This is a genomic window from Pseudomonas sp. 3JA (assembly GCF_036961705.1).
GTDB classification, from domain to species: Bacteria; Pseudomonadota; Gammaproteobacteria; order Pseudomonadales; family Pseudomonadaceae; genus Aquipseudomonas; species Aquipseudomonas fluorescens_Q.
The window spans coordinates 84,614-107,351 of record NZ_JBAMDJ010000022.1; the positions used below are offsets into that span (position 1 = coordinate 84,614).

The window sequence follows — 22,738 nt, forward strand, 5'->3', positions numbered from 1 at the left end:
TGCAAGGTGTCGACAATATGCTCGATCAGCTCGAAACCCCGGTGGTGGCCCAAGACGATTCGGAGACGCTTTCCGAGAACGTCTTCCGACGTATCCAGGCCGCCATCGTCAAAGGCGAGATCGCCCCCGGCAGCAAGATCTCCGAGCCCGAGCTGGCGCGCACCTACGGCATCAGCCGCGGGCCGCTGCGCGAGGCGATTCATCGCCTGGAAGGCCAGCGCCTGCTGGTGCGGGTGCCTCACGTCGGTGCCCGGGTGGTGTCGCTGAGCCATGCCGAGCTGCTGGAACTCTACGAAATCCGTGAATCCCTCGAAGGTATGGCCTGCCGCCTGGCGGCCGAACGCATGACCCTGGAAGAAATCGACGAACTGCGCCGGGTGCTGGAAACCCACGAGCGCGATGCGGCGTTCCAGGCCGGTGTCGGTTATTACCAGCAGGAAGGCGATTTCGACTTCCATTACCGGATCATCCAGGGCAGCGGCAACCGCACCCTGACGCAAATGCTTTGCGGCGAGCTGTACCAACTGGTGCGCATGTACCGCATCCAGTTTTCCACCACGCCCAACCGTCCGCGCCAGGCCTTTGCCGAGCACCATCGGATTCTGGACGCCATCGCCGACCGCGACGGCGAACTGGCTGAATTACTGATGCGCCGGCACATCGGCGCTTCCAAACGCAACATCGCGCGTCATTTCCAGGACAGCGCCACTGAACGAGGTGAGTCATGAGCAACAGCACTCCAGGCCAGCGTTTTCGCGATGCGGTCGCCAATGAGCATCCGCTGCAAGTGGTGGGCACCATCAACGCCAACCACGCGCTGCTGGCCAAGCGCGCCGGTTTCAAGGCGATCTACCTGTCCGGCGGCGGCGTGGCGGCCGGCTCCCTCGGCGTGCCGGACTTAGGGATCACTGGCCTGGATGACGTGCTGACCGACGTACGGCGTATCACCGACGTGTGCGACCTGCCGCTGCTGGTGGACGTGGACACCGGCTTCGGTTCCTCGGCATTCAACGTGGCGCGCACGGTCAAGTCGATGATCAAGTTCGGCGCCGCGGCGATTCATATCGAAGACCAGGTCGGCGCCAAGCGTTGCGGCCATCGTCCGAACAAGGAAATCGTCTCCCAGCAAGAGATGGTCGACCGCATCAAGGCCGCCGTCGATGCCCGTACCGATGACAGTTTCGTGATCATGGCCCGTACCGATGCCTTGGCGGTGGAAGGCTTGGAGTCGGCCCTGGACCGCGCCGCCGCGTGCATCGAGGCCGGTGCCGACATGATTTTCCCCGAAGCCATCACCGAGCTTGAGATGTACAAGCTGTTCGCCAGCCGCGTGAAAGCGCCGATCCTGGCCAACATCACCGAATTCGGCGCGACCCCGCTGTATACCACCGAGCAACTGGCCGGTGCCGACGTGTCCCTGGTGCTCTACCCCTTGTCGGCCTTCCGGGCCATGAACAAGGCGGCCGAGAACGTCTACACCGCGATCCGCCGCGACGGCACACAACAGAATGTCATCGACACCATGCAAACGCGCATGGAGCTTTACGATCGCATCGACTACCACACCTTCGAGCAGAAGCTCGATGCGTTGTTCGCGGCGAAGAAGTAAGGCGCGACTCCCCTACAAATTCAAGAAAATGGAGACAGCAAATGGCCGAAGCAAAAGTACTCAGTGGCGCCGGGCTCCGCGGCCAGGTGGCCGGGCAAACCGCATTGTCCACCGTGGGTCAGTCGGGCGCCGGCCTGACCTATCGCGGCTACGACGTTCGCGACCTGGCGGCAGATGCGCAATTTGAAGAAGTGGCCTACCTGCTGCTGTACGGCGAGCTGCCGACCCAGGCACAGCTGGACGCTTACACCGGTAAACTGCGCCAGTTGCGGGACTTGCCCCAAGCCTTGAAAGAGGTGTTGGAGCGCATTCCCGCCGACGCCCACCCGATGGACGTCATGCGCACCGGCTGCTCGTTCCTGGGCAACCTGGAACCCGAGCAGGACTTTTCCCAGCAGCATGACAAGACCGATCGTCTGCTGGCCGCTTTCCCGGCGATCATGTGCTACTGGTATCGCTTCAGCCACGAAGGCCAGCGCATCGAATGCGTGACCGACGAAGTGTCCATCGGCGGCCATTTCCTGCACTTGCTGCACGGCAAGAAGCCGAGCGAGTTGCACGTCAAGGTGATGAACGTGTCGCTGATCCTCTACGCCGAGCACGAATTCAACGCCTCGACCTTCACCGCCCGGGTTTGCGCCTCTACGTTGTCGGACCTGTTTTCCTGCATCACCGCGGCCATTGGCTCGTTGCGCGGCCCGTTGCATGGTGGTGCCAACGAAGCGGCGATGGAAATGATCGAGCGCTTCAGCTCACCGCAGGAGGCCATCGAAGGCACCCTCGGCATGCTCGCGCGCAAGGACAAGATCATGGGCTTCGGCCATGCGATCTATAAGGACAACGACCCGCGCAACGAGGTCATCAAGAGCTGGTCGAAAAAACTCGCCGATGAAGTGGGCGACACGGTGCTGTTCCCGGTGTCCGAAGCCATCGACAAGACCATGTGGGAGCAGAAGAAGCTGTTCCCCAACGCCGATTTCTACCATGCCTCGGCGTACCACTTCATGGGCATCCCGACCAAGCTGTTCACGCCGATCTTCGTCTGCTCGCGCCTGACCGGCTGGGCCGCCCACGTGTTCGAACAACGCGCCAACAACCGCATCATCCGACCGAGCGCCGAATACACCGGCGTCGAACAGCGCAAGTTCGTGCCAATCGAACAACGCTGAGCTGGAGGGTCCGCGCTATTGCCATGATCGTTCCCACGCTCTGCGTGGGAATGCCGCCCGGGACGCTCCGCGTCCCTGTGACGCAGAGCGTCACTGGATGCGTTTCCACGCAGAGCGTGGGAGCGATCATGGTCGTGGCAAGCGCCTTTCTGAAACCACCGTGACCGAGTCCTGACGATGAACACAGAATTTCGCAAACCGCTGTCCGGCACTTCGCTGGATTATTTCGACGTTCGCGAGGCGGTGGATGCCATCCGCCCCGGCGCCTACGACGGCCTGCCGTATACCTCCCGCGTACTGGCGGAGAACCTGGTGCGTCGCTGCGACCCGGCCACGCTGCGCGAGTCGCTGCTGCAACTGATCGAGCGCAAGCGCGACCTGGACTTCCCGTGGTTCCCGGCGCGCGTGGTGTGCCACGACATCCTCGGCCAGACCGCGCTGGTGGACCTGGCCGGCCTGCGCGACGCCATCGCCTTGCAGGGCGGTGACCCGGCGCAAGTCAACCCGGTGGTACCGACCCAACTGATCGTTGACCACTCCCTGGCGGTGGAAAGCGGCGGTTCCGATCCGCAAGCCTTCGCCAAGAACCGCGCCATCGAAGACCGGCGCAACGAAGACCGCTTCCACTTCATCAACTGGACCAAGAAGGCCTTCAAGAACGTCGACGTGATTCCGCCGGGCAATGGGATCATGCACCAGATCAACCTGGAAAAAATGTCCCCGGTGATCCAGCAACGTGATGGCGTGGCATTCCCCGATACCTGCGTCGGCACCGACAGCCACACCCCCCACGTCGATGCCCTGGGCGTGATTGCCATCGGCGTCGGTGGCCTGGAAGCCGAAAGCGTCATGCTGGGGCGCGCCTCGTGGATGCGCCTGCCGGAAATCATCGGCGTCGAGCTGACTGGCAAGCTGCAACCGGGCATCACCGCCACCGACATGGTGCTGGCGCTGACCGAATTCCTGCGCAAGCAAAAAGTCGTCGGTGCCTGGCTGGAGTTTTTCGGCGAAGGCGCCAGTGCCCTGACCTTGGGCGACCGCGCGACCATTTCCAACATGGCCCCGGAATACGGTGCGACGGCGGCGATGTTCTACATCGACCAACAAACCATCGATTACCTGAAGCTCACTGGCCGTGAAGACGACCAGGTGCGACTGGTCGAGACCTACGCCAAGCAGGCAGGCCTGTGGGCCGACAAGCTCAAGGGCGCGCAATACGAGCGTGGCCTGACCTTCGACCTGTCGTCGGTGGTGCGCAACATGGCCGGCCCGAGCAACCCCCACGCCCGCGTCGCGGTGTCGGACCTGGCCGCCAAAGGCATTTCCGGGCAGTGGGACGATGTGCCGGGGCAAATGCCCGACGGCGCGGTGATCATCGCCGCCATCACCAGCTGCACCAACACCAGCAACCCGCGCAACGTGATCGCCGCCGGCCTCTTGGCGCGCAACGCCAACAAACTCGGGCTGACCCGCAAGCCATGGGTCAAGTCGTCCCTGGCACCGGGTTCGAAAACCGTGGCGCTATACCTGGATGAAGCGGGCCTGACCAAAGAGCTGGAGCAACTGGGCTTCGGCGTGGTGGCGTTCGCCTGCACCACCTGCAACGGCATGTCCGGCGCGCTGGACCCGGTGATCCAACAGGAAATCATCGACCGCGACCTGTACGCCACCGCCGTGTTGTCGGGCAACCGCAACTTCGACGGACGTATCCATCCGTACGCCAAGCAGGCGTTCCTGGCTTCGCCACCCCTGGTGGTCGCGTATGCCATCGCCGGGACCATCCGCTTCGACATCGAAAAAGATGTGCTGGGCGTGGTGGACGATCGCGAAATTCGCCTCAAGGACATCTGGCCGAGCGACGAAGAAATCGATGCGGTGGTCAAGGCCTCGGTGAAGCCGGAGCAGTTCCGCCAGGTGTACATCCCGATGTTCGCCATCCAGGAAGACACCGGGCCGAAAGTGACGCCGCTGTACGACTGGCGCCCACAAAGCACCTACATCCGTCGTCCGCCATATTGGGAAGGCGCACTGGCCGGTGCGCGGCCGCTCAAGGGCATGCGCCCGCTGGCGGTGTTACCGGACAACATCACCACCGATCACCTGTCGCCGTCCAACGCCATCATGCTGGACAGCGCCGCCGGTGAATACCTGGCGAAAATGGGCCTGCCGGAAGAGGACTTCAACTCCTACGCGACCCACCGCGGCGACCACCTGACCGCGCAACGCGCCACCTTCGCCAACCCGAAACTGTTCAACGAAATGGTCCAGGAAAACGGCAAGGTCAAGCAGGGCTCCCTGGCCCGGGTCGAGCCGGAAGGCAAAGTGATGCGCATGTGGGAAGCCATCGAGACCTACATGGAGCGCAAGCAGCCGCTGATCATCATTGCCGGCGCCGACTACGGCCAGGGCTCGTCCCGGGACTGGGCGGCCAAGGGCGTGCGCCTGGCCGGTGTCGAGGCGATCGCCGCCGAGGGTTTCGAGCGCATCCACCGCACCAACCTGGTGGGCATGGGCGTATTGCCGCTGGAGTTCAAGCCCGGCACCGATCGCAAGACCCTCGGCATCGACGGTAGCGAAGTCTATGACGTGATCGGCGAGCGCACCCCGCGTGCGACGCTGACCTTGGTCATCACGCGCAAGAACGGCGAGCGCGTCGAGGTGCCGGTGACCTGCCGCCTCGATACCGCTGAAGAAGTGTCGATCTATGAAGCCGGGGGCGTGCTGCAACGCTTTGCCCAGGACTTCCTTGAATCGGCGGTTGCCGTCTAAATCACAGCCGCGGACACCCGGAGTGTCCGCTTGAGGAGCATCATGGCTCACGCACCGCAAATCAGAATTCCCGCTACCTATATGCGTGGCGGCACCAGCAAAGGCGTGTTCTTCAGTCTGCAAGACCTGCCCGAAGCGGCCCGTGTCCCAGGCACCGCCCGGGATGCCCTGTTGCTGCGGGTAATCGGCAGCCCCGACCCGTACGAGAAGCAGATCGACGGCATGGGCGGCGCGACGTCCAGTACCAGCAAGACTGTGATCCTGTCCAAGAGCACCCGAGCCGACCACGACGTCGATTACCTGTTCGGCCAGGTGTCCATCGACAAGCCGTTCGTGGACTGGAGCGGCAATTGCGGCAACCTGTCGGCAGCGGTCGGTTCATTCGCTATCAGCAGTGGTTTGGTGGACGCTGGTCGCATCCCACAGAACGGCGTGGCCGTGGTGCGGATCTGGCAGGCCAACATCGGCAAGACCATCATCGCCCATGTGCCGATCACGGACGGCGCGGTGCAGGAAACCGGGGACTTCGAACTCGACGGCGTGACCTTTCCGGCGGCCGAAGTGCAACTGGAATTCATGGACCCGGCGGCCGAGGAAGAGGGCGGTGGTGGCTCGATGTTTCCCACCGGCAATCTGGTGGACGACTTGGAAGTGCCCGGTGTTGGCACCTTCAAGGCGACGCTGATCAACGCGGGGATCCCGACGATTTTCATCAATGCCCGCGACGTCGGCTACATCGGCACCGAGTTGCAGGGCGCCATCAACGGCGATCCCAAGGCATTGGCCATGTTCGAAACCATTCGCGCTCACGGCGCTCTGCGCATGGGCTTGATCAAGCACCTGGACGAAGCCGCCCAGCGCCAGCACACACCGAAAGTGGCGTTCGTCGCGCCGCCGGCGGACTACGTTTCATCCAGCGGAAAAGCTGTCGCGGCCGGGGACGTTGACCTGTTGGTGCGGGCGCTGTCCATGGGCAAGCTGCACCACGCCATGATGGGCACCGCAGCGGTGGCCATTGGCACGGCCGCTGCTATTTCCGGCACCGTGGTCAACCTCGCGGCCGGCGGCGTCGAGCGCAACGCGGTGCGTTTTGGGCACCCGTCCGGCACTCTTCGCGTCGGCGCCGAGGCCAGCCAGGTCAACGGCGAATGGACCGTAAAAAAAGCCATCATGAGCCGCAGCGCGCGGGTGTTGATGGAAGGGTTTGTGCGGGTGCCAGGGCAAGCTCTGAGCTGAGTTGAACCCTGTGGGAGCGAGCCTGCTCGCGATGGCGGTGTGTCAGCCGATATCAATGCTGAATGTGCTGGCCTCATCGCGAGCAGGCCCCCACAGTTTTGATCCCAGGTGTTCACGAATTCTGCGTCCACCACCAATCCCCTGTGGCGAGGGAGCTTGCTCCCGCTCGGCCGCGAAGCGGTCGTAGACCGGCGGATGCAGTGTGTCTGATGCTCCGCATTCGGCAGGTTTTGGGGCCGCTTCGCGGCCCAGCGGGAGCAAGCTCCCTCGCCACGGGTGTATCGATTGCCTTAATGGCCTCTTCGCGAGCAAGCTCGCTCCCACTGGGGATGGCCGTCAGCCTTCCGTCAGCGCGGTAACGACCAGCCCCACATTGCTTTCCAGCTCCGTCACCGGATCGGTCCCATCGGTGCTGAGCACCAACAACTGGCTGCCACCCTCGGTGATGGCGGCTTTCAGCGCCTCCGAAGGCTGGCGATGGTGCAGCACCAGCGCCACGTCGTTGTCTTTCAAGGTCGCGGTCAATTGCTTGAGGGCTTCGGCTGTCCAGTCGGCGTCGGGCCGGGTATCGGTGCTGATGGCGTCCAGGTTGAGCCCGCTGATCAGGTAGCCGAAATGCTCGCTCAGGCTGACCACGCTCAGGTTGTCGGCGCTGGCGAGGCGTTTTTCGCTATCGGCGCTGAGTTTGAGCAGGCGCTGCTTCAGGGTCGCCAGGTTGGCGTCGATCTTCGGTTTGTCCGCCGGGGCCAGGCGCACCAGGTCGGCGGCGATCACGTCGGCCATGCGCCCCAGGTTATGACTGGCCATCCACGGTTGGCTCGCCAGGCCGTCGGCCATGCCCGGTTGCACGGCGATACCGGGCAGGGCACCGTCCACCGGGCGCGCGGCATCGACTTCGACGATGCGAATATTGCTGCGTCGGGCCATGGGGTACAGCGGATCGTCCGGCCACAGCGAGCGCAGGCCGATGACCCCGTCAGCAGCGCTGGCCAGTTTGCTCAAGGCCGGCGCGCCACGGCCGCTGAAGTAGGCGCTCTGCCGGGTGCCGGGCAGATTGGCGGGCGCGGCCCGCTCCAGGCTGACCTCGGTGCCCTTGAGCAAGGCCTCGCCCAATCCGTAGGTGACCGGCAACGAAGCCAGCAGACGAACCTTTTCGCCGGCGAATGACGAGGTGATGGCCACGCCGCATAACGCGACGGCCAGGCTCAGTTGTCGCAATGAAAAAACCATTTATCCAAGATTCCCTTTGAGGCTGGGGACGACACCGCGGGCGATGGCGCTCAGGGCGAAAGCGATGCCGGCCACCAGGATGATCGCGGCACCGGATGGGATCGGCAGGTCGAACACAATCGGCGCGAGGATCCCGCACAAGGTGCTGGCGGTGGCGATCAGCACTGAACACCAGAAAAAGCCTTTCAATGATTGGCTGAGCAGGCGAGCCGCCGCAGCCGGAATCACCAGCAACGCGCCCACCAGAATGGCGCCGATGACTTTCACTGCTGCCACGGTGATCAGCGTCACCAGGATCACGAACAGGTAGTCCAGTGTCTTGACCGCCACCCCGCGCACTGCCGCCAGTTGCGGGTTGAAGCTGGCGAGCATGATGCGGTTGTACAGCGGCAAGGCCAGGGCCATCACCAGCGAGCCGACCACCGCCAGCACCAGCAGGTCATTGCCGTTGACCGTCAGCACCGAGCCGAACAGTACGTTTTCCAGGATGTGCACATTGATCTTGCCCGCCAGGATCAACAGCAGGCTAGCGCCCAAGGCCAGGGACACCGACAGGAATACGCCGATCAGCGTGTCCGGCGCCAGGCCGGTGCGGTTGCGCAGGTAATTGAGCAGGATGCCGAACAACAGGCAGTAGCCGAACAGGCTGCCGTAAGGGCCGGTGTAGGGTTCGCCGAGCAGGATGCCGATGGCCACGCCGGTCAGCGCCGCATGACCCACCGCCTCGGAGAAAAACGCGAAGCGCTTGACCACTACCAGCGTGCCGAGACCGCCCAGCACCGGGCCGATCAACAACCCGGCCAGCAACGCATTGACCACGAACCCGTAGGCCAGCGCCTCGGGCAGGTAACCGGACGAGGCCCAGCCCTGAACCATCAGACGAAAGGCTTCATAACTCATCAGGCAGCGCTCCCGTTCGTGCGCGGATGGGTGGAAAACAGCGTCAGCAGGCGTTCTGGCGTCAGGGTCTGGCGGGGCGGACCGTCGAACAGCACCCGGCGGTTCAGGCCGGTGACACGGTCGGCCAGGCGCCCGACGGCTTCCAGGTCATGTTCGATCCACAGCACGGTGATCCCGGCTTGGCGCCAGTCCTGCAGCAACTGCTCGAACACCTGGATACCGGCCTCATCCAGGGCCGACATCGGTTCATCCAGTACCAGCAGTTGCGGCGAGGGAATCAGCCCCTGGGCCAGCAACACTCGCTGGCGCTCACCACCGGATAGCGCGCCCATGCGCCGCTTGCGCTTGTCCTGCATGCCGACCCGCTCCAGGGCCTGGCCAATGGCCCCAGCGTAGTGTTTGCTCAAGCCGAGAAAAGCCGGTCGCCGCTGACACATCGCCGCCATGAAGTCGTCCACCGTCATGGGCAGGCCCCGGTCGAACTCCAGCGCCTGGGGCACGTAGCCGATCACGCCGGGCTCGCCTGGCCATTGCAGGCTCAAGAGCCCCTGGTGTGGCATCTGCCCGAGCAAGGTCTTGATCAGCGAACTCTTGCCGCCGCCATTGGGGCCCACCAAGGCATGGATGCTGCCGGGTTCCACCTGAAACGCCACGCGGTCGAGAATGGTGGTGCGGCCCAGGTTCAGGCTGACGTCGGCGAACTCGATCAAGGGGCCAACGTGCTGCAGAGTGAGGGTTTCCTGGACGGTCATGCGCCAGACTCCTGGATGGCCCGGACCACGGTGTCGAGGTTGCCGGCCATTTCCTTTTCGTACTTCTCGGGGCTGTAGTCGCCGTAGGAAATATGTGAGAGCGGGTACAGCTTCACGCCCGATTCACGCTGGATGGTGTCGACGTAGGTGGACGGGAAATCCATCTCCGAGAAGATCACCTTCACGTCCAGCTCGCGCAGTTGGTCGATGGTTTTCTTCAATTGGCTGGGGCTTGGTTCGATGCCATGGGCCGGCTCGACCACGGCGGTTACTTCCAGGCCGAATTCGCGCAACAGGTAGTCGTAGGCGGCATGCACCGTGGCGACCCGCAACTCGGCGTTGGGGGCCTGGGTCAGCTTCGCCAGGGCGGCGGCGCGCATCTGACGCAAGCGCTTGCCGTAGGCGCGGGCGTTCTGGGTGTAGGCCTTGGCGTTGTCCGGGTCGAGCTTGCCCAGCTCTCGGGCGATGTTATTGACCTGGGCAATGGAGGCGCTGATGGACAGGAAAGTATGTGGATTCACGACCTTCCCCGCGCCACGAGCCGCCGTGCCGGTGGCAGCCAGCAGGGGCACGTTTTCATTGGCCTCGATTACTTTCACATTCGGGGTTTCGCTGGCGGCGATCATGCGGTCGGCGAAGTCGTCGTGACCCACGCCGTTGAGCACGATCACGTCGAGGCCGCTGATGCGCTTGATGTCCTCGGCCCGTGGTTCATAGGCATGGGGGTTGAAACCGGCCGGGATCAGCGGCACGACCTCGGCTTTGTCGCCGACGATGTTGGTCACATAGCTGTAATAAGGGTGCAGGGTGATGCCGATGCGCAGGCGCTTGGCTGTTTCGGCGCTCACCGGCGAGGTGAACAGGCAGGCCAGCAGGCCGATCAGCAGCAGGCGCAGCAAGGGGCGGCGTTGGGATGCAATAGGCATGGGCAAACGGTCTTCTCTCGAATGAAGGCGTGGGGTCAGTGCCGGTGCTGGCGGGTTACGCCGGCATCGAATTGCGCGACGATCTGTTGCCAGCCGGTGGCGGACAGCGTCGCATCGTCCAGCGCGGTGGGCGTCGCTAGGCCGGTTCCGCGGTTGAGCCAGATGTCCGGGGCGGCGTCGGACGCTTCGCCGATACGCATCAGAAACGAGCCGGCCACCGACGGATTGGCACTGGCGCCGAAGTAAGCCCGGTTCTGCAGTTGTTGCCAGGCGTGGCCGCCCCGGCTGACGGAACTGGCGTCCTGGGCGAATGGCGCGAAGCCTTCTTCGGCCAGGGTTGGCGGACTGGGCAGGGTGGGTTGGTCTTCGCGCAGCAAGCGAATTTCATCCAGGGTCACCCGCAGGTCGGCGTAGATGCCCTGCTCGGCGGCGCTGAGGTCGCGACGGGCGTCGAGTTGGTTCGAGGCCAGGTGCGTGGTGTCTTCGGCTTTGCCATGCCAGGCCACCACAGATCCGGCGACCAGCACGATGACTAGGCACAGCAGCAACACATACAGGGTTTCATGGCCCGCGCCAGCGGGGCGGATGACTTGGGTAGTGGTGTGGGTCATGGGGCCTCGATGTCGGCTTGGTCGATTTCCACCACGTGGCCGGGACCGGCGTCGAAGAGCACGTAGAACTCTGCGTCCGGCTTCTTGAAGGTCAGCTTCGAATCGGCGCCGAGCTTGCCCGGGACGAGGATGGTCTCGTCATAGCCGATCACGTCCAGGGTCACTCCGGGTGCACCGCTGCCGTCGGAAAAACCTCCGGTGCATTGGATCTGCTCGGCGTCGATGGCCTTGCATTCGCACATCGGGTTGTGGGCCAGGGCACTGGTGCTTGCACCTGCGCAGAACAGCAGCGCCAAGCCCTTGGATAAAGCGCGGAGGGTCATGGTTTGGCTCCTTGGTTCTTCAGCCAGGCGACGGTGGCCGGGGAGGCCTGGCTCAGGGGAATGGAGGCCTGATGCATCGAACCGTCCCAACCTTCGAGGGTTATCCACAGTTCGGCATCGGGCTGGGTCTTTGGTGGAACCGGCAACAAGGCGCCCATGCGATAGGGCGAGCCAAAGAAAATCACCCCGGCGGCCCGCAGGCTGCGGGGCTTGCCGATACGCAGGTAGGTGGCCTTGACCTGGTCGATACAGCTTTGGCACAGGGCGGCGTTGAAGTGTTTCATCGGCCCGGCAGGCCCTTGGACGCGGGGGGCTTCGTTGCGAAACTCCGCCAGGCGCAGGCTCCAGGGACCGACCTGGACTTCACCGACTTCCCGCTCGCCGAGCCCGGCGTCGCCGCGAAACAACGACGCCTCCGAGAAATACTTGGGCATGAAGCCCAGGGGAATCAGCAGCAACAACACGTTGAGGTGAAAGCGCCATTTGTGCCAGAACAGACTCAGGCGTGACGGTGGCGAGGCTGTGTTGGACGGGTTCACAGGTTGCCCTCCGGCGATTCACGTTGCATGGACGGCTGCAATGCCCGGGCAGCCCGGGCTTCACGTGCAGGTTTTTGGCTGCGCTTGAACGCATTGGCAGTGGCCAGGGCGGTGCGTTTGGTCCAGATCAGCAACCCGCTGAGGACCATCATGCTCAGGACCAAACCGAAGAAAAACCAGATGAGCTTGATCCACAGGCCGCCAAAGTCGCCTGTGTGCAACGGGCGCATGGACTCGGTGACGAACTCCAGCGTCGTGCGGTCCGACAGCAACCGCGAGGCCGCCACGTCACCGTTGTAGGGATTGATGGTGGCGGTCTGGTACATCAGCGGGTACCAACCACGGCCGCCGACTTCCAGATGGCTGTAGGCGTTGCCGGGCAGGCTGACAAAGCTCGCTTCCAAGCCCGGGATGCGCTGCCGGGCGATCTCGATGGCCCGGTCCAGGTTCAGTTGCGGCGGCGCAACGCCATCGACGGACAGCGGCACGCTTTCCCGGGCGACGACCGGGATGACCGGGGCGCTGGAGATGGAAATCTGGTTGTCGGACAGCAAGGCTTCGATCAGGAACCAGGTGCCGGTGACGGAGATGACCGCGATGAACCAGATCGACCAGATACCGCTGAGCCGGTGGAAGTCGCCCCAGAAAATGCGGGCGCCGTGGCGGATACGCAAGGTTGGACGGAAAAAGCCTTTCCAGAAGCGCTTGTAGACCACCAGCCCGGTCACCAGGGACGCCAGCAACGGTAGCCCCAGGAGCGACACCAGGTACCAGCCCCAGCTGTAGCCGTTGGTGAACGGCACCAACCACCATCCGTGCAGCGCGCGGGTGAAGCCCCTGAAATTGAACGCCGGTGCCGAGCCCTGGATGACGCCGCTGTACGGATTGACGTAGACCGTGTCGGGGCGCCCATCGGGATAGGTCACCTTGGCCTCCAGCGCAAAATGCGACTCGTCCGGACGCGCGATGCTTTGCACCTGAGTTTGCGGTTGGGCTTGCTTGATCGAGGCAATCACCTGGTCATAGCTGAGCAGCGGGGCATCGTCCGAGGGCTTGCTGGCACGCATGTCAGGGTTGACCAGCCAGACGATCTCCTGGCTGACCACCGCGAGGGTGCCGGTCACGCAAACGATGAGCACGAAAAACCAGATGGGCAGTGCCAGCCAGCTATGGACCAGGAACCAGAGTTTGGAGCGGGATTTCTTCGACATGATTGAACGTCTTGATTCGATGAAAGGTTCGGTATTACGGGCTTCGCAGTACCGTGAACCGTAAAAGGCAGGCCGTGGCTTTTGCCGACGCGGCCTACTGCATCTAATTAAGACGAACGAGCGAGCGAAATCCCGAAAAGGAAGATGAAAGAAAATGTTTCGCGTTTAGTTTCAGTGCTTTTTGTGGCCAGGGAGCTTCTGGGCAAATCAGCCTTGCTGTTGGAACATCTCCCTGGCCCGTTGCTCGATCTGTTCCTGGCTCAGATCTTCCTTGTGCGTCGCCAGGAACCACAGATGTCCATAGGGATCTTTCAAGGTGCCGGTACGATCGCCGTAAAACTGGTCCTTGACCTCTGAAATCACTGTGCCACCAGCCGCAATGGCCTGAGCAAATGCGCTGTCCACGTCCTCGACATATAAATGCAGGCCGACCGATGGCGATTTGTCCGGGTTGCTCAGTGGGCCTTGGTCGCAAGGCGTGCCGAGCATGATCGCAAACCCGTTGATCCGCAGTTCGGCATGCCCGATGCCTCCGTCGGGCATGGCCAAGCGCATGACCTCGGTGGCATTGAAGGCTTTTTTGTAGAAGTCGATGGCTTCGGCAGCTTTTTGAATGCCCAGGTAGGGCGTGATGTTATGGAAACCTTCGGGAATGGCTTTGACACCCATGACGGTTCTCCTTGTTGTTATGGGGGGGCGAAGAGAGTCTTCGTCGGTTTTGCGCCCATCCACTATAGGTCAGCCGCCGTGGACGGGCTCATGTCCCGACGAACGCTTCACGGCTGCTCCAGCAGGTGAGCCCCTGGCCCGTGTTTGCCCAGCACGTCGCCCTGATTGCGCAGCGGGCAAGCCTCCATCGACAGGCATCCGCAGCCGATGCAGCCGTTGAGTCGATCACGCAGCGCCACCAATTGGTTGATGCGCTCGTCCAGGTCCCGGCTCCACTGCGCCGACAAGGTCTGCCAGTCGGCGGCCGTTGGCGCACGGTTGTCCGGCAGGCTTTTCAACGCCTCGCCGATTTCCGCCAAAGGAATGCCCAGGCGCTGGGCAACCTTGATCAGCGCCACGCGGCGCAATACTGCCCGTGAGTAGCGACGTTGGTTGCCCTGGTTGCGCGTGCTTTTGATCAGCCCCTTGGATTCATAGAAGTGCAGCGCCGTGACCGCCACGCCGCTGCGGGCGGCCACTTGGCCGACGGTGAGTTCCTTGTGGATATCGATCTGCGTCATCGCTTCGATTCGCTGCTTGACCTAAAGTTAACTTTAGGTTTTACCCTGCTCGCGTTCGGGTCGCAAGATCCGCCTTACGTGCAGAGGGGACCTTTCATGCAATCACCAAGGAACAACCGCAGTTTCACCCAGTTGATGGAGTTCGATATCGAACCGCAATGGCAGCAGGCGCTGGTAACCGCCTTGTCGGAACAAACCGAGCGCCTGGCTCGGGACCACCTGGGGTTCCTGAGTGCCAGTATCCAGGCCAGCGAGGATGGTCGGCGGGTGCTCAACTATTTGCAGTGGCAAACCCGCGAGGCAGGCGAGGCGGCGCTTCAAAGCTTCGAAACGGGCGAGCGGGATTTCTGGTGGCTGATTCAGGCTCATCGAGCCAAAGCCGTGACGTTTGGCTCGTTCCAAGTGCTGCGCAACATCGAGCGCAGTCTGGACAACGCGTTGCATTGCCAGTTGGTCGACTGAGTGCAGCGGCTGATCCGCAAAGGCAATAGCCACTATCGAGAGGGTTGATTTCTGCCGCGCAGGGCTGGCGGGTAGCCTTTGTTCATCGCCCAACTCCAGAACACCGGACACTTGCCATGAACCGTACCCTTGCTGTTTTGCTGCTGTTGACCGCCACCCTCTTGGGCGGTTGCGCCAGTTCTTCCCCGGAGCTGCGCCCCTACACCGCCGACGAGACCCGCGAACTGGCGCTTGAGGCCCTGAATCGCCGCGGCCTCTCGTTCGATGAGTACCACGCGAAAAAAGCCGAGTTACTCGGTTCGTCGCAGAAAAACGTGGGTTTCGACGATCAGGGCCAGATGAGTGCCGAGCGGGTCGTGCAACAGCCAGGTCGGTCAAGTTGAGGGACTGTACCGCTTAAAGTTTTGCCCAACTGTCCGTGGGTTTGCGCCAAGGCGTGGGGTAGGGTCGTGACTTGACTGATCGCCCTGATGGACTGCCTTGAAATGACCCTTTCGCTTGACCTGCTGCTGGGCTTCGCCCTGTTTGCCCTGGTGACCTCGATCACGCCTGGCCCTAACAACACCATGTTGTTGGCCTCGGGTGTCAATTTCGGTTTCAACCGCACCATTCCTCACATGCTGGGTATTACCTGCGGCTTCTTTTCCCTGGTGCTGGCGGTGGGCCTTGGCCTGGGCGCGGTGTTCCAGACTTATCCACTGCTTTATACCGCGCTGCGCTACATCGGCGCGGCGTATCTGTTGTACCTGGCGTGGAAAATCGCCCACTCCGGTCCGGTTTCGGAAAGCCAGCCGGGAGACAATACGCCGATCAGCTACTGGGGCGCGGCGGCGTTCCAATGGGTCAATCCCAAGGCCTGGATCATGGCCATCGGTGCCATCAGCACGTACACGCCACTGCAGGGTTATTTCTTCAACGTGTTGGTGATTGCGGCGGTGTTTGCCCTGATCAACCTGCCAAGCGTGAGTCTGTGGGTGGTCTGCGGCAGCCTGTTGCGCAACCTGTTGCGTGATCGTCGCTGGTTGCGCCTGTTCAACTGGGGCATGGCGCTGCTGTTGGTCGCTTCGCTGTATCCATTGTTGCTCGAAAGCATCAGTTGAGGGCTGAGCTTCGCCGCGATGCCTGCTAAGCTCGCTGTTCAGGAGCGTTCCTACGCACTTTTAAACGAAGTCCGACTTCTTTAAGGTCTTTGATCAGGTATTGCTAGTCTCGAACCCAACGAGGGCGCCTGATCCCGGAGCAGGCTCTGCGAGTTTCCTATGAATAAACGTCCTTTGTATTTCGACTACGCCGCCACCACGCCGGTGGATGAGCGGGTCATCCGGGTCATGGTCGAGTGTCTGGGTTTTGACGGCAACTTTGGCAACCCGGCTTCCAGTTCCCATGCCTTCGGCCAGGAGGCCCGGCGCTCGGTAGAGCGTGCCCGCCAGCAGGTGGCGCAACTGGTCGGGGCTCAGCCCGAACAGATCGTCTGGACGTCCGGCGCTACCGAGTCCAATAATCTGGCCCTCAAGGGGGTGGCCCAGGCGCGCGGTGGTTCCGCCGGCCATGTCATCACCAGTCTGATCGAACACAAGGCGATTCTCGATACGGCGCGCCAGCTTGAAGAGAGCGGCGTCGCGGTGACCTGGCTGGCGCCGGACGCCGAGGGCCTGATCAGCCCGCAAGCGGTTCGCGAGGCGTTGCGCGAAGACACGTTCCTGGTGTCGCTGATGCTGGTGAACAACGAGTTGGGCACCGTCAACGACGTCATCGCCATCGGCGAGATCGTTCGCGCGCACGGTGCGCTGTTTCATGTGGACGCAGCCCAGGGCGCCGGGAAGGTGCAGATCGACCTGTCTCGTTGGCCGGTGGACCTGATGTCTTTTTCCGCGCACAAGATCTACGGCCCCAAGGGCATCGGTGCGCTCTACGTCGGCGAGCGTGCCCGGCCACGGCTGTCGGCACAGATTCACGGCGGTGGGCATGAAGGTGGTTTGCGCTCCGGGACCCTGGCGACCCACCAGATCGCAGCCATGGGCGCCGCATTCGAACTCGCGGCCGAGGCATTCGAGGAAGAACTCGCTAAAATCGCCCGGTTGCGCAATCGTTTGCTTGAGCCGCTGCGGGCCTTGCCCGGTGTGCGTATAAACGGCAGTGCGAGCCGCCGGATTCCCCACACGCTGAGCCTGACCTTCAACGAAGGTGAGTTCAACCCGGCGGCGTTGAGCGCATCGATTGCATTTTCCGCCACCTCGGCCTGCAATTCGGCGCAGAACAGCCCGTCCCACGTGCTGCTGGCCCTGGGGCACGATGCGCGCGCGGCCGGGCGGACCATTCGCCTGAGCCTGGGCCGCTTTACCACTGAACAGGATATCGACGAGGCGGTGCGGCTGATCCAGGCGGCGTGCGCGACTGCGCCGGCGTTCTGGGTCACGACCCCATAAGCCGTTTTCGGCATCGAACAACAATATCAATGAGCAGGAGAAACAATGAGCACCGAGCCTTTGTCCCGTGGACTGGTTCCCCAGCGCCTGGCCAAAATCCGCCAACTGATGAGCCGAGAGGGCATTCATGCGCTTCTGGTGCCATCGGCCGACCCGCATCTGTCCGAATATCTGCCGGGCTATTGGCAGGGGCGGCAATGGCTGTCGGGCTTCCATGGCTCGGTGGGTACCTTGATCGTGACCGGCAGTTTCGCTGGCGTCTGGGCCGATAGCCGTTATTGGGAGCAGGCCACCAAGGAACTGGAGGGCAGTGGTATCGAACTGGTCAAGCTCATTCCCGGCCAACCCGGCCCCTTGGACTGGCTGGCGGAACAAACGCCTGAGGGTGGGGTGGTCGCCGTCGACGGCGCGGTCATGGCCGTGGCATCGGCCCGAACCCTGGGTGGCAAACTTGCGGAGCGTGGCGCGCGGTTGCGTACCGACATCGACCTGCTCAAGGAGGCCTGGAGCGATCGCCCAAGCTTGCCGGATCAGCCGGTCTATGCCCATTTGCCGCCCCAGGCGACCGTCAGCCGGGTCGAGAAACTCGCCAAGCTGCGCGAATCCCTCAAGGAGCGTGGTGCCGACTGGCATTTCATCGCCACGCTGGATGACATCGCCTGGTTGTTCAACCTGCGTGGCGCGGATGTGTCGTTCAACCCGGTATTCGTCTCCTTTGCCTTGATCGGCCAGCAACAGGCGACGCTGTTCGTGGCCCTGGACAAGGTTGACGCAGCGCTGCGTGCCGTTCTTGAACAGGACGGCGTGACCCTGCGCGATTACAGCGAAGCCGCCGCCGCTTTGCGTGAAGTGCCGGACGGTGCGAGCCTGCAGATCGATCCGGCGCGGGTGACGGTCGGCTTGCTGGATAATCTGGGCAGCGGCGTGAAGCTGGTCGAAGGTCTCAACCCAACGACGCTGGCCAAGTCCCGAAAAAGCCTGGCCGATGCCGAGCACATCCGTCGGGCCATGGAGCAGGATGGCGCGGCGCTCTGTGAGTTCTTCGCCTGGCTGGAAGGGGCCTGGGGGCGTGAGCGCATCACCGAATTGACCATCGACGAGCACCTGACCGCCGCCCGCACGCGCCGGCCGGACTTCGTCTCCCTGAGTTTCAACACCATCGCCGCCTTTAACGCCAACGGCGCGATGCCTCATTACCACGCCACGGAAGAAGCCCATGCGGTCATCGAAGGTGATGGCCTGTTGCTGATCGATTCCGGCGGCCAGTACTTGGGGGGCACCACCGACATCACTCGCATGGTGCCGGTCGGCACACCCACTGCCGAGCAGAAACGAGATTGCACGCGCGTGCTCAAAGGCGTGATTGCCCTGTCCCGGGCCAAATTCCCACGGGGCATTCTTTCGCCGTTGCTGGATGCCATCGCCCGCGCACCGATCTGGGCGGAGCAGGTGGATTACGGCCACGGCACCGGTCATGGTGTCGGCTATTTCCTCAATGTCCACGAAGGCCCACAGGTGATTGCCTATCAAGCCGCTGCCGCGCCGCAAACGGCGATGCAGGTTGGCATGATCACCTCCATCGAGCCGGGCACTTATCGTCCCGGTCGCTGGGGTGTGCGTATCGAGAACCTGGTGTTGAACCGTGAAGCCGGAAGCAGCGAGTTCGGCGAGTTCCTTGAGTTCGAAACCCTGACCCTGTGCCCGATTGACACCCGCTGCCTGGAACCTTCTTTGCTGACCCAGGACGAAAAAGACTGGTTCAACGCTTACCACGCCGAGGTTCAGCGTCGCTTGGGCCCGTTGCTGGACGGTGACGCACTGCAATGGCTGAACACGCGAACGATGGCAATTTGAAGTAGAGGATCAGGCAAGGGCTTCACGGACGAAGTCCAACCGATCCTGGCCGAAGAACAACTCGTTGCCGACAAACATGCTCGGGGCGCCGAACACGCCTCGTGCGACGGCTTCTTCAGTGGCGGTCTTGAGGGCTTGCTTGACCTGCTCGTCGTTCGTCAGGGCCAGCACATAGTCGGCGTCGAAACCGCCTTCGTTCAGGACTGCTGCGACGGTCGTGGGGTCATTGAGGTTGCGGGCGTCCACCCAAAAGGCGCGGAACAGGCAATCGACGAAGGCCTCGAAGCGTTCAGGTTGGCGCAATTGCATGCCAGTCACCGCGCGCATCAGTTGCAGTGTATTGATGGGGAAGTGAGGATTGAACTTGAAGGCGACCTCATAGCGCTTGGCGAAGCGATTCAGATCCTTGAACAGGTAAGGGTTCTTGGCCGGCACTGTCGCCGGTGATGCATTGCCGGTTGCCTTGAAGACGCCACCCAATAACATCGGGCGATAGATCAGCTGGCTGTTGGTCTGCGCGCATAGCGTCGGCAACTGGGTGTAGGCCAGGTACGTGGTCGGGCTGCCGAAATCGAAGTAAAACTCCACCGATTTGCTCATGGGATCTGCTCTCTTGTTGTGTGAGGGGAGGTTTACCAGCGTTCGCTCCAGGGCCGCAGGTCCAGTTCGAAGGTCCAGGCGTCGCGGGGTTGGCTGTGCAGGTACCAGTAGTTGTCGGCGATGTGTTCGGGGTTCAGGATGCCGTCCTGATCCTTGGTGGCATATTTCTCCGGGAAATTATCGCGGATGAAGTCAGTGTCGATGGCGCCGTCCACCACCACGTGGGCCACGTGAATATTCATCGGTCCCAGCTCACGGGCCATGCTCTGGGCCAGTGCCCGGATGCCATGCTTGGCGCCCGCGAATGCGGCAAACCCCGAAGCGCCACGCAATCCCGCCGTTGCCCCGGTAAACAGAATTGTCCCGCGCTGGCGCTTGACCATGCGCTTGGCCACTTCCCGTGCATTGAGAAAGCCTGAGAAACAGGCCATTTCCCAGATCTTGAAATACTTGCGTGCGGTTTCTTCGAGGATGCTGCAGGGGACATTGGCGCCGATGTTGAACACAAAGGCTTCGATCGGGCCGATCTGGTTCTCGATTTGCTCGATGAGTGCGATCACGTCGTCCTCTTTGCGTGCATCGCAGGCAAACCCGTGGGCTTCGCCGCCTTGGGCGCGGATTCCATCCACCAGGGGTTCGAGTTTGTCGGCGCTGCGACGGGTAACGCAGGCCACAAAACCTTCCTGCGCAAAGCGTTTGGCAATCGCTCCGCCGGTGGCATCGCCCGCGCCAACAACCAGTACGACCTTCTTGTTATTCATGGTCAGCCTCATTGGTAAACGATCGTTAACTAAACGGACGTTATGCTAAGATCCGGCAAGCGTCAAGGTGAGCAATCAGGGGCAGGAACCATGCGATATTCAGCCAATCACAAAATGGAAACCCGCGAGAAACTGCTCGCCAGCAGTGCCGTCTCTGCCAAGAAGTCGGGTTTCTCCACGGTCGGCGTCGATGGTTTGATGAAAGCTATCGGGTTGAGCGGCGGTGCGTTTTATAGCCACTTCTCATCGAAGGATGAGCTTTTCAAGGCCATTGTTGAGCGGGAATTGGCCCAAAGCCTGGATCGTCTGAGTGGCGACGGTGCGATGGACTCAATGAAGCTGGAGCGCTGCCTCAAGCAGTACCTGAGCATGAGCCACGTTGAGCAGCCCGAAGCAGGGTGTGCGTTACCGGTGCTGGGTGCCGAGATCGCGCGATCGGATGTCCAGGTGAGGGAGGCGGCGCAAACGTGGATCTGTCGTTTGCACGAAAGCTGGGCGCGGATATTGGGAAGCGACAGTCTGGCCTGGGCCATCCTGTCTCAATGCGTGGGAGCATTGGTGGTTGCGCGGATGCTGGTCACGCCGCAGGTCCAGCGTGACGTCCTCAAATCCAGTCATGAGGAGATTAGGCGCCGAATGGCCGAGCAAGGGCTCGACTGACGTGGCCTATTTACAGATGACGATCATGCTGCGGCTGGTATAGCCAGCGGGGTTGAGCCCGAAGGGATAATCCCCGGGCTCCTCGACGGCGTCGCCGGACTTGGCAATGACCTTGTAACCCTTGGGAGCACATGAATTGGCGGCGCTGGCGGCGCACTGATCCCAGGATGAGGACAGGCCGGAGCAGTTGATGTGCAGGCCTTTCTTGCCGCGCTTGACTTCAGTTTTCGATGTTGCCGCACAGCCCGCTACTGCAAGTACGGCGATCAGTATCAAAATTCGTTTCATTCCCGTCCTTATAATCGTCGTGGATCTTGTGTCCACGTACGATTGTGTTCGCTCTTGCTTGAAGCGTTCATGACGTCCTGTATGAAAAAATCCATGTCTGACATTGGGTTACCGGTCTAAACATGGCCTAAATGCGGGGCAAATACCAGACCTTCGTTAAATCCTGCTTCAATCTGCCGCGACGGCAGGCTTCGCAGTGTTGCCCATGGTCATCGTTGCGCCGACCGACGCGAGGATGATGCAGGTAATGGCTAGCCATTGGGCCAAGGACAAGTACTCCTGCAGAAAGACCAGCCCCGACAGGGCCGCGACTGCCGGTTCGACGCTCATCAGGGTACCGAAAGTGCGGGCTGGCATTCGGGTCAGGGAGATCATTTCCAGGGTGTAGGGCAGGGCCGTAGACAGGATGGCGACGCCGATGGCGATTGGAATCAGGCTCGGTGTGAGCAGTGCGGCACCCGCGTGCACGATACCAATCGGGGCGACGAACAGAGCGGCGATCATTACCCCCAAAGCGGCGGTTTGTACGCCATTGTCCGCACCGGCTTTCTGGCCAAACAGGATGTACAACGCCCAGCAAACACCTGCGCCCAGCGCGTAGCCGGCTCCAAGCAGGTCAATACCGGCATTGGTCGCACCGGTCGGTATAAGCAGAAGCAGGCCAGCGACTGCCAGGGCGATCCAGAGAAAATCGATTGCCCTGCGTGAGGCGTATATGGCGACTGCCAGGGGGCCGGTGAACTCCAGTGCTACGGCAATGCCCAGTGGAACGGTACGAACCGACATATAGAAGAGAAAGTTCATGCCGCCCAATGCCATCCCGTAAACGATCACGGTGCGCAGGGATTGGGCGGTGAGCTTGGCACGCCAGGGACGTAGCAATAACAGCATGATGAGGCTGGCAAAAATGAGTCGCAGCGTTGTTGTGCCCTGTGCGCCCACTACAGGGAACATGCTTTTGGCGAGGGAGGCTCCCGATTGAATGGAGGCCATGGCTATTAATAGTAGGGCAACCGGATACAGGGTGGCGGCCAGGCTGCGATGTGGAGGGGGTGTCATTACGAAGTGTCGTCCAGAATAAAGGCAGGGGGCAATATTGAGCAGTATATTGCGCATGTGCAGCGATTCCGTCTATATACCGGGCAGATTTAAGTGTCATGTCGGGCTAAAGATAGAAAAATCA

At 62.1% G+C, this 22,738-nt stretch carries 25 protein-coding genes; 11 read left to right on the forward strand and 14 right to left on the reverse strand.

Translation table 11 applies throughout. From position 1 onward, the window contains the following. Positions 1-17 precede the first annotated feature (17 nt). The 5 genes from V7773_RS18150 to prpF all read left to right on the forward strand — a co-directional run bounded on the left by V7773_RS18150 (position 18) and on the right by prpF (position 6,783). The gene (locus V7773_RS18150) at positions 18-728 is read left to right on the forward strand and encodes a GntR family transcriptional regulator (RefSeq protein ID WP_063325003.1); all 711 of its coding nucleotides are present in this window, start codon (positions 18-20) and stop codon (positions 726-728) included. Next, positions 725-1,609, forward strand: coding sequence for a methylisocitrate lyase (gene prpB, locus V7773_RS18155; protein ID WP_047228278.1), 885 nt, complete (start codon positions 725-727; stop codon positions 1,607-1,609). Before V7773_RS18150 ends, prpB begins: the two co-directional genes overlap by 4 nt. Positions 1,610-1,650: 41 nt before the next feature. After that, positions 1,651-2,778: a bifunctional 2-methylcitrate synthase/citrate synthase gene (gene prpC, locus V7773_RS18160; RefSeq protein ID WP_336074345.1), complete on the forward strand. Its 1,128-nt coding sequence runs from the start codon at positions 1,651-1,653 to the stop codon at positions 2,776-2,778. Between the two features lie 177 nt (positions 2,779-2,955). Next, positions 2,956-5,547: a Fe/S-dependent 2-methylisocitrate dehydratase AcnD gene (gene acnD / locus V7773_RS18165; protein WP_336074346.1), complete on the forward strand. Its 2,592-nt coding sequence runs from the start codon at positions 2,956-2,958 to the stop codon at positions 5,545-5,547. A 42-nt stretch (positions 5,548-5,589) separates the two neighbouring features. After that, positions 5,590-6,783, forward strand: coding sequence for a 2-methylaconitate cis-trans isomerase PrpF (prpF, locus tag V7773_RS18170; protein ID WP_063325006.1), 1,194 nt, complete (start codon positions 5,590-5,592; stop codon positions 6,781-6,783). A gap of 336 nt (positions 6,784-7,119) precedes the next feature. Here prpF and V7773_RS18175 read toward each other — a convergent pair whose 3' ends face one another. From V7773_RS18175 to soxR, 10 genes are all read right to left on the reverse strand, one after another. Continuing rightward, complete coding sequence (locus tag V7773_RS18175; protein WP_336074347.1) at positions 7,120-8,013, reverse strand: metal ABC transporter solute-binding protein, Zn/Mn family; 894 nt, start codon at positions 8,011-8,013, stop codon at positions 7,120-7,122. Next, a complete protein-coding gene (locus tag V7773_RS18180; protein ID WP_003204050.1) occupies positions 8,014-8,913 on the reverse strand; it encodes a metal ABC transporter permease in 900 nt (299 codons plus the stop codon). Beyond that, the gene (locus V7773_RS18185) at positions 8,913-9,665 is read right to left on the reverse strand and encodes a metal ABC transporter ATP-binding protein (protein ID WP_336074348.1); all 753 of its coding nucleotides are present in this window, start codon (positions 9,663-9,665) and stop codon (positions 8,913-8,915) included. Before V7773_RS18185 ends, V7773_RS18180 begins: the two co-directional genes overlap by 1 nt. After that, entirely contained in the window at positions 9,662-10,591 is a 930-nt protein-coding gene (locus tag V7773_RS18190) for a metal ABC transporter solute-binding protein, Zn/Mn family (RefSeq protein ID WP_063325009.1), read from the reverse strand. Before V7773_RS18190 ends, V7773_RS18185 begins: the two co-directional genes overlap by 4 nt. 35 nt (positions 10,592-10,626) lie before the next feature. Further along, positions 10,627-11,202: a DUF6162 family protein gene (locus V7773_RS18195; RefSeq protein ID WP_336074350.1), complete on the reverse strand. Its 576-nt coding sequence runs from the start codon at positions 11,200-11,202 to the stop codon at positions 10,627-10,629. Beyond that, the gene (locus V7773_RS18200) at positions 11,199-11,525 is read right to left on the reverse strand and encodes a hypothetical protein (protein ID WP_336074351.1); all 327 of its coding nucleotides are present in this window, start codon (positions 11,523-11,525) and stop codon (positions 11,199-11,201) included. Before V7773_RS18200 ends, V7773_RS18195 begins: the two co-directional genes overlap by 4 nt. Further along, positions 11,522-12,064, reverse strand: coding sequence for a hypothetical protein (locus tag V7773_RS18205; protein WP_063325012.1), 543 nt, complete (start codon positions 12,062-12,064; stop codon positions 11,522-11,524). Before V7773_RS18205 ends, V7773_RS18200 begins: the two co-directional genes overlap by 4 nt. After that, positions 12,061-13,275 carry a PepSY-associated TM helix domain-containing protein gene (locus tag V7773_RS18210; RefSeq protein ID WP_336074352.1) on the reverse strand — a complete coding sequence of 405 codons (1,215 nt, stop codon included), beginning with the start codon at positions 13,273-13,275 and terminating at the stop codon, positions 12,061-12,063. Before V7773_RS18210 ends, V7773_RS18205 begins: the two co-directional genes overlap by 4 nt. Positions 13,276-13,482: 207 nt before the next feature. Continuing rightward, positions 13,483-13,944: a VOC family protein gene (locus V7773_RS18215; protein WP_063325014.1), complete on the reverse strand. Its 462-nt coding sequence runs from the start codon at positions 13,942-13,944 to the stop codon at positions 13,483-13,485. Between the two features lie 107 nt (positions 13,945-14,051). After that, a complete protein-coding gene (gene soxR, locus V7773_RS18220) occupies positions 14,052-14,504 on the reverse strand; it encodes a redox-sensitive transcriptional activator SoxR (protein WP_063325015.1) in 453 nt (150 codons plus the stop codon). Between the two features lie 96 nt (positions 14,505-14,600). On the opposite strand from soxR, the gene V7773_RS18225 reads away from it, so the two are divergent. The 5 genes from V7773_RS18225 to V7773_RS18245 all read left to right on the forward strand — a co-directional run bounded on the left by V7773_RS18225 (position 14,601) and on the right by V7773_RS18245 (position 19,246). Further along, complete coding sequence (locus V7773_RS18225; protein WP_063325016.1) at positions 14,601-14,966, forward strand: antibiotic biosynthesis monooxygenase; 366 nt, start codon at positions 14,601-14,603, stop codon at positions 14,964-14,966. A 116-nt stretch (positions 14,967-15,082) separates the two neighbouring features. Next, a complete protein-coding gene (locus V7773_RS18230; RefSeq protein ID WP_092147440.1) occupies positions 15,083-15,349 on the forward strand; it encodes a hypothetical protein in 267 nt (88 codons plus the stop codon). A gap of 102 nt (positions 15,350-15,451) precedes the next feature. Beyond that, positions 15,452-16,066, forward strand: a complete 615-nt coding sequence (locus tag V7773_RS18235) for a LysE family translocator (protein ID WP_014337373.1) — start codon at positions 15,452-15,454, stop codon at positions 16,064-16,066. Between the two features lie 159 nt (positions 16,067-16,225). Continuing rightward, positions 16,226-17,392 carry a cysteine desulfurase family protein gene (locus V7773_RS18240; RefSeq protein ID WP_336074355.1) on the forward strand — a complete coding sequence of 389 codons (1,167 nt, stop codon included), beginning with the start codon at positions 16,226-16,228 and terminating at the stop codon, positions 17,390-17,392. Between the two features lie 45 nt (positions 17,393-17,437). After that, positions 17,438-19,246 (forward strand): aminopeptidase P family protein, encoded by a 1,809-nt coding sequence (locus V7773_RS18245; RefSeq protein WP_336074356.1) that lies wholly within the window; start codon positions 17,438-17,440, stop codon positions 19,244-19,246. A 9-nt stretch (positions 19,247-19,255) separates the two neighbouring features. Here V7773_RS18245 and V7773_RS18250 read toward each other — a convergent pair whose 3' ends face one another. Together V7773_RS18250 and V7773_RS18255 are read right to left on the reverse strand one after the other, a co-directional pair. Beyond that, positions 19,256-19,846, reverse strand: a complete 591-nt coding sequence (locus V7773_RS18250) for a 2-hydroxychromene-2-carboxylate isomerase (RefSeq protein WP_336074357.1) — start codon at positions 19,844-19,846, stop codon at positions 19,256-19,258. A 32-nt stretch (positions 19,847-19,878) separates the two neighbouring features. Further along, positions 19,879-20,607 (reverse strand): SDR family oxidoreductase, encoded by a 729-nt coding sequence (locus V7773_RS18255; RefSeq protein WP_063325020.1) that lies wholly within the window; start codon positions 20,605-20,607, stop codon positions 19,879-19,881. Between the two features lie 90 nt (positions 20,608-20,697). On the opposite strand from V7773_RS18255, the gene V7773_RS18260 reads away from it, so the two are divergent. Continuing rightward, positions 20,698-21,267 (forward strand): TetR/AcrR family transcriptional regulator, encoded by a 570-nt coding sequence (locus tag V7773_RS18260; protein WP_018600292.1) that lies wholly within the window; start codon positions 20,698-20,700, stop codon positions 21,265-21,267. Positions 21,268-21,273: 6 nt separating this feature from the next. Here the strand turns inward: V7773_RS18260 and V7773_RS18265 are convergent, their stop codons facing one another. Both V7773_RS18265 and rhtA read right to left on the reverse strand, forming a co-directional pair. Continuing rightward, on the reverse strand, positions 21,274-21,555 hold the full coding sequence (locus V7773_RS18265; protein ID WP_014337379.1) for a hypothetical protein: 282 nt from the start codon (positions 21,553-21,555) through the stop codon (positions 21,274-21,276). 168 nt (positions 21,556-21,723) lie between these two features. Next, positions 21,724-22,614 carry a threonine/homoserine exporter RhtA gene (gene rhtA, locus V7773_RS18270; protein ID WP_072348772.1) on the reverse strand — a complete coding sequence of 297 codons (891 nt, stop codon included), beginning with the start codon at positions 22,612-22,614 and terminating at the stop codon, positions 21,724-21,726. Positions 22,615-22,738: the final 124 nt, after the last annotated feature.

Coding starts and splice junctions, on each gene's coding strand:
- V7773_RS18150 (WP_063325003.1), top strand. CDS start 18: ATGCTCGATCAGCTCGAAACCCCGGTGGTGGCCCAAGACGATTCGGAG.
- prpB (WP_047228278.1), top strand. CDS start 725: ATGAGCAACAGCACTCCAGGCCAGCGTTTTCGCGATGCGGTCGCCAAT.
- prpC (WP_336074345.1), top strand. CDS start 1,651: ATGGCCGAAGCAAAAGTACTCAGTGGCGCCGGGCTCCGCGGCCAGGTG.
- acnD (WP_336074346.1), top strand. CDS start 2,956: ATGAACACAGAATTTCGCAAACCGCTGTCCGGCACTTCGCTGGATTAT.
- prpF (WP_063325006.1), top strand. CDS start 5,590: ATGGCTCACGCACCGCAAATCAGAATTCCCGCTACCTATATGCGTGGC.
- V7773_RS18175 (WP_336074347.1), bottom strand. CDS start 8,013: ATGGTTTTTTCATTGCGACAACTGAGCCTGGCCGTCGCGTTATGCGGC.
- V7773_RS18180 (WP_003204050.1), bottom strand. CDS start 8,913: ATGAGTTATGAAGCCTTTCGTCTGATGGTTCAGGGCTGGGCCTCGTCC.
- V7773_RS18185 (WP_336074348.1), bottom strand. CDS start 9,665: ATGACCGTCCAGGAAACCCTCACTCTGCAGCACGTTGGCCCCTTGATC.
- V7773_RS18190 (WP_063325009.1), bottom strand. CDS start 10,591: ATGCCTATTGCATCCCAACGCCGCCCCTTGCTGCGCCTGCTGCTGATC.
- V7773_RS18195 (WP_336074350.1), bottom strand. CDS start 11,202: ATGACCCACACCACTACCCAAGTCATCCGCCCCGCTGGCGCGGGCCAT.
- V7773_RS18200 (WP_336074351.1), bottom strand. CDS start 11,525: ATGACCCTCCGCGCTTTATCCAAGGGCTTGGCGCTGCTGTTCTGCGCA.
- V7773_RS18210 (WP_336074352.1), bottom strand. CDS start 13,275: ATGTCGAAGAAATCCCGCTCCAAACTCTGGTTCCTGGTCCATAGCTGG.
- V7773_RS18215 (WP_063325014.1), bottom strand. CDS start 13,944: ATGGGTGTCAAAGCCATTCCCGAAGGTTTCCATAACATCACGCCCTAC.
- soxR (WP_063325015.1), bottom strand. CDS start 14,504: ATGACGCAGATCGATATCCACAAGGAACTCACCGTCGGCCAAGTGGCC.
- V7773_RS18225 (WP_063325016.1), top strand. CDS start 14,601: ATGCAATCACCAAGGAACAACCGCAGTTTCACCCAGTTGATGGAGTTC.
- V7773_RS18230 (WP_092147440.1), top strand. CDS start 15,083: ATGAACCGTACCCTTGCTGTTTTGCTGCTGTTGACCGCCACCCTCTTG.
- V7773_RS18235 (WP_014337373.1), top strand. CDS start 15,452: ATGACCCTTTCGCTTGACCTGCTGCTGGGCTTCGCCCTGTTTGCCCTG.
- V7773_RS18240 (WP_336074355.1), top strand. CDS start 16,226: ATGAATAAACGTCCTTTGTATTTCGACTACGCCGCCACCACGCCGGTG.
- V7773_RS18245 (WP_336074356.1), top strand. CDS start 17,438: ATGAGCACCGAGCCTTTGTCCCGTGGACTGGTTCCCCAGCGCCTGGCC.
- V7773_RS18250 (WP_336074357.1), bottom strand. CDS start 19,846: ATGAGCAAATCGGTGGAGTTTTACTTCGATTTCGGCAGCCCGACCACG.
- V7773_RS18255 (WP_063325020.1), bottom strand. CDS start 20,607: ATGAATAACAAGAAGGTCGTACTGGTTGTTGGCGCGGGCGATGCCACC.
- V7773_RS18260 (WP_018600292.1), top strand. CDS start 20,698: ATGCGATATTCAGCCAATCACAAAATGGAAACCCGCGAGAAACTGCTC.
- V7773_RS18265 (WP_014337379.1), bottom strand. CDS start 21,555: ATGAAACGAATTTTGATACTGATCGCCGTACTTGCAGTAGCGGGCTGT.
- rhtA (WP_072348772.1), bottom strand. CDS start 22,614: ATGACACCCCCTCCACATCGCAGCCTGGCCGCCACCCTGTATCCGGTT.